At 43.2% G+C, this 4,895-nt stretch carries 4 protein-coding genes and 1 pseudogene; 4 read left to right on the top strand and 1 reads right to left on the bottom strand.

Annotated elements, in window-relative coordinates:
- Positions 1-172: 172 nt before the first annotated feature.
- The 4 genes and pseudogenes from H6H02_RS26335 to H6H02_RS26320 all read left to right on the top strand — a co-directional run.
- A complete protein-coding gene (locus H6H02_RS26335) occupies positions 173-715 on the top strand; it encodes a hypothetical protein (protein WP_190823361.1) in 543 nt (180 codons plus the stop codon).
- Between the two features lie 959 nt (positions 716-1,674).
- Positions 1,675-3,573 carry a potassium transporter TrkA gene (locus H6H02_RS26330; RefSeq protein ID WP_190823359.1) on the top strand — a complete coding sequence of 633 codons (1,899 nt, stop codon included), beginning with the start codon at positions 1,675-1,677 and terminating at the stop codon, positions 3,571-3,573.
- Positions 3,574-3,599: 26 nt separating this feature from the next.
- The gene (locus tag H6H02_RS27435) at positions 3,600-3,791 is read left to right on the top strand and encodes a hypothetical protein (protein WP_242040894.1); all 192 of its coding nucleotides are present in this window, start codon (positions 3,600-3,602) and stop codon (positions 3,789-3,791) included.
- Positions 3,792-4,020: 229 nt separating this feature from the next.
- Positions 4,021-4,256: pseudogene (locus H6H02_RS26320) on the top strand (short-chain dehydrogenase); the annotation flags it as partial.
- On the opposite strand, the gene H6H02_RS26315 reads toward H6H02_RS26320, so the two are convergent.
- Positions 4,253-4,693 carry a hypothetical protein gene (locus H6H02_RS26315; protein WP_190823357.1) on the bottom strand — a complete coding sequence of 147 codons (441 nt, stop codon included), beginning with the start codon at positions 4,691-4,693 and terminating at the stop codon, positions 4,253-4,255. The pseudogene H6H02_RS26320 and the gene H6H02_RS26315 overlap by 4 nt on opposite strands.
- Positions 4,694-4,895 lie beyond the last annotated feature (202 nt).

The following is a 4,895-nucleotide window of genomic DNA, read 5'->3' as shown; positions in this document are numbered from 1 at the left end:
GATTAAGCGACAAGGTTATGGATTTACTAACTTTAAAAACTTTCGCGCACGGCTACTTGCTGCTTTTGATGATAAGTAAAAGTAATCACCCAAACTACAGGAGAGCCTTAATGATAATGAAGAGTAGCCCTTATCTATCCATACTGACGCATCGTTTAGTTCAGACCTCGGTTTGATTTCCTCCATTTCTAGTGTGTACTTACGAGAAAAAATCACTCTTGACGTTGCTAAAAAAAAATTTACAGTTAAAAAATACAATTCAACCAAAAAGAAAGACAAAATGACATCTAAATTTTGGGTTAAAAGCTGCAAGTTATTCTCTACAGTTGGCATAACTTTGGGGTTATTGATGCCAGCATTGCCCCTGTTAGCTGTTGCGCCTTTCTCGAATATTTCCGAGGATTCTAGTTTTGCCTCGTCTGAAGAATTGCTTATCGCGCAAGAGTCATGTACCGCGCAAGACCAATTCGTAACTACCAACTATCAGGTTGAAATTTACAGTTGTAATGGAGAGACGTTTTATCTTGAGTCAACAGTCCTTTCTAATGGGGCTACCACTACTGTTCCTGACATCATATTCAACGAGCACAGTGGATCTTATGAGGGGACGACATACGATGAGGATGGAAGTGAGATAAAATACGTTGTAGGCAAATATTTACGGGTGACCAACAATGGCGACCAGGTTGTGTATGAGCGAGTCTCTAACCGCTGAACCTAGATTTTAGTTGTTTTTGATTCAATTTCACTGAAATGACGCTCTTAATGATGATGAAAGGTAGCCTTTATCTCTCCATACTGACGCATCATTTAGCTCAAACCTCGGTGTGATTCTCTTCATTTCCAGTGTGCACTCACTGTAATCGCCCTAATAGTTTACGTTATGAGACAAGCGGTGATAGTTTGAAAGCTAGCAATAGAAAAGACCCCTAAATGCAGTGTTTAGGGGTCTTTTTCTTTTAGTATTTTTCGATTAATTTCCGCTGTTTTTCGGCCCAGCCCCCCCTGGAAGAATACTTCTTGAGAAGGTTTTTGGACTACAATACCCTGAGAAGGGGCTATTATAACCCTGTTAATCTCGCTGACCATAGCTATGATGAAACTATACAGACCTGGCTGCTCCTTAGCCCCTCAAGCGTGTAATACTCGCAATTTAGAAATTTTTGGTTCAAAGTGAACTTAACCGCCATAAAAGTGGCGCAACTATTTATCCACTAATTCAATAATCAATCTGCAAAGACTACGGGTAAAAAATCCTAAGGCAATATCCATTTCTGGATTCCGCCAGTGCATTCGAGCAGCTTTTTGGCATAACTTTACACGCGCTCTCTTGGGTATTATCCATCGCTTTTACTCTTGCGCCTCTATATCTACAAATAAGCAATTTCATTGGTAGCTCACGCATCACCAATCTACCCTCGGCAGTGTAAACATTGCGTTGGTTGGTTTTAGCTGCATAGTAAACACTTGGGCGAGCACTTTTACCAAAATGGTACGCAGTAGTCTCAGCCCTTCGTAACAAACTTTCAAAAAATAGCTCTAGTGCCAGTAAATCTGGGAATACTTATATAGATTACCGAAAGGGACTAGGGAACCTGAAATTCATCTAAAAGCAGAAGTTCCGCTCCCTCACCTAAAACTATTTGCCATAGCAGCAAGGAAACTTCTATCAAGATGAGTAAAATTACGCTTTCAGAGCGTGTCCGCTACGGGTTCGATACTTTCATGGCTAGAGGCACTGTTGCCCTGATTGGTGGATTAGCCTTGACCTCTCTAGCCTTTATCTTTTTAATGGGATTTTTGGTCAGCATTACCGGAGTTGCGCCGGAAGGAAGCGATCGCCTCAATCCTCTAGAAGCGGTTTGGAGCGTTCTCATGCGGACTCTAGACGCAGGTACAATGGGCGGCGATACAGGCTGGCTATTTCGATTTGCCATGCTGTTTGTCACCTTTGGCGGGATTTTCCTCATCAGTACCTTAATCGGTGTTCTCAGCAGTGGCATCGATACGAAGCTAGAAGACTTACGCAAAGGACGCTCCCGTGTCGTTGAAACCGATCACATTGTAATTTTGGGCTGGTCGCTGCAAGTATTTACCCTCATCTCAGAACTTACCCTCGCTAATGCCAATCGACCCGGTTCTTGCATCGTCATCCTCAGCGAAGAGGACAAAGTGCAGATGGAAGATACGCTATCTAGTATTCTCGGTAAACGTCCTAAAATTCGCTTAGTATGTCGCACGGGCAGTCCCAGCAATATTACTGACTTAGGGATGGTGAATGTTCAAACAGCACGCTCAATCGTGATTCTAAGCTCATCCAATGCCCATGCTGATATTCAACTCGTAAAAACCCTGCTGGCAATTACCAGTATTCCGCGCGGCGTACCCCAGCCCTATCACATCGTTGCTCAAGTTCAAGACCCCAAGAGTTCCGACATTGTTAGCCTGATTGGACGCAACGACATAGAGGTTTTACTCACTAACGATCTAATTTCGCGGATCGTTGTGCAAACCTGTAGACAATCAGGCTTATCAACGGTTTACATGGAGCTACTTGATTTTAGTGGCAATGAAATTTATATCAAAGCAGAACCAACTTTACAAGGAAAGACTTACGGCGATGCGCTTTTAGCCTACAAGGATTCGGCGGTACTTGGACTGAAACACGCTAATGGGACTATCCAGCTTAATCCACCGATCAACACGCCATTACAACCCAACGAACAACTTGTTTTGATTAGCGAAGATGACAGTACCATTCATTTGTCGCCACTGTCTGACATTCCAATTGATCGTCAGGCGATTCAAGTTAAAGAGACAAATGCGATCGGAGTCCCAGAAAATACCTTAATTTTGGGCTGGAATAACCGCGTTTATAGCATTATTCAACTACTTGATTACTACGTTGCTCTAGGCTCCAGCGTTACTGTCGTTGCAGAATTTCCCGATGTAAAAGTCAATCTATCACCAGAATCGCTCAACTTACGACAACAAACTCTGCGGTATTCGCAGGGAAATCCTACCGAGCGTCGGGTATTAGAAAGCATTGACTTAGCTAAATACGATCGCGTTCTCGTGCTCTGCCATTCTGACTTAGAATCAGAACAAGCTGATGCTCAAACTTTGATTACACTGCTTTACCTCCGAGATATTTCCGACCGCCGCAAGTGCAATTTTCAAGTGGTTACGGAAATTTTAGATCTGCGAAATCAAGCGTTGGCGCAAGTGGCTCGCCCGGATGATTTTGTCATCAGTGAGCAAATTGTTAGTCGGCTGCTGGCTCAAGTTTCTGAACAAAAAAGCCTTAATGCTGTGTTTTCCGATCTCTTTAGTCCTGAAGGATCAGAAATTTATATCAAGCCTGTCAGAGAGTATGTTGCGCTCGATCCTCCCGTTAATTTTTACACAGTTGTTGAAGCCGCCAAGCAACGTGGTGAATCGGCAATTGGCTATCGTTGTAAAGCGGATGCTAATAATTCAGGTAGAGCTTATGGGGTGACGATCAATCCCAAAAAAGATCGACTGATTACGTTTGCCTCGCAAGATACGATCATTCTATTAGCGGAAAACTAAATTTCAGTTTCAATCTTTTTGTATTGATGTACGCGATCGCCATTGACTATCTTAAGGATTCTGATCCTATCCTGGGACAACTCATTGACCGCATTGGTGCCTGTCAACTGAACCAGTACGAGTTGGAGGGAGATTTGTTCTTTTGTCTATCCCCGTCAATTCTCCACCAACAACTTTCTACTAAGGTGGCTAAAGTCATCCACGCTCGGTTTCTCTAGCGCAAGATGTCCTCGATACGCCCGATGAAGTCCTCCGTAATGTGGGGATTTGCCGCCCCAAAATCTCCTACCTCAAAGACTTAGCGCGTCATACGCTGGAGGAATTGCCCACTCTGGAGGAGTTGGAAGTGACCGTTTATAAGACAAGTTATCCAAGTTGACACAACCCGCCTTTAATCCAGCCTCAGTGTGTCCGATAACTTGTCTTTTTATTTTTATCTATGTCTCCAATACCTCTGGCAGTTCCTATTGCTATTGGATGCCGAAGGTGGCGTTATTGATGGCTGACAAGCCGCTGTCTCTCGATCTAAAACTCCGTGTAATAGTGGCGATTCTGCATTTAGGGTTAGTTCAAACCCAGATGACGAATTTCACATCTGATGGTATTACGCCGGAGAGTCGCTGAAAGGGTTCTTGGCTCGGATTGATGAGTTGATATTGGAGAACACGGGCACCTGCATCTAGCAATAAGAAATGGATGGAGAACAGTATTGCAGATAGCTATAAGAGAGCGAAATCGCCATCAAAATATAAACTCCGCCGAGCATCCATACCAAGCGCTTTGTTGGAAGGTTTAGAAAGAATCTGAATCCAAATGTACTGGCAATAAGGCTGCCAAAACAGCCACCCAGAGTAATCAACACAATGCTGGCTAGTACGTGCAAATAGCCAAGCCCTCCAGACCCTCCCCCTATGTTTAAAGTGCCTGGGTTAAAAATGGGAGGTACAGTACACATCAGAAGACAACCTAAAAAAGAACCGACTATGCTCACAGACACTGTATCGTCCATGCGTTGTCTGATGGCTCCAATCACAAAACCAATTACGGAACCCAAGACACCTCCCAGGAAGAGACTTACAATGGTATGACCAATTAAACCTGAAAAAATATAAGGAAGCATTTGATAAAAATTGATGAAAGAGTTAATGAGCGTTGTTGTGTAATCCCAGTTGGGTTTAATAATGGCATAATTGATTAAAGCTCCTTTTCGAGTGGGTTATCAGGGTTGTCAAGATGGTCAGAGTTGTCAAAATTGAGATTACTGAAGAAGCTGAAACTCTAAAAAAGCTGCTAGTTCAGCAAAAAGACAAACGTACCTTTGA

It is taken from the genome of Coleofasciculus sp. FACHB-1120 (assembly GCF_014698845.1).
Classification (GTDB): Bacteria; Cyanobacteriota; Cyanobacteriia; order Cyanobacteriales; family FACHB-T130; genus FACHB-T130.
Note: the sequence above shows the minus strand (reverse complement) of the source record. Positions and strands in the feature narration are given on the sequence as shown.

Coding starts and splice junctions, on each gene's coding strand:
- H6H02_RS27435 (WP_242040894.1), top strand. CDS start 3,600: ATGTACGCGATCGCCATTGACTATCTTAAGGATTCTGATCCTATCCTG.
- H6H02_RS26315 (WP_190823357.1), bottom strand. CDS start 4,693: ATGCTTCCTTATATTTTTTCAGGTTTAATTGGTCATACCATTGTAAGT.
- H6H02_RS26330 (WP_190823359.1), top strand. CDS start 1,675: ATGAGTAAAATTACGCTTTCAGAGCGTGTCCGCTACGGGTTCGATACT.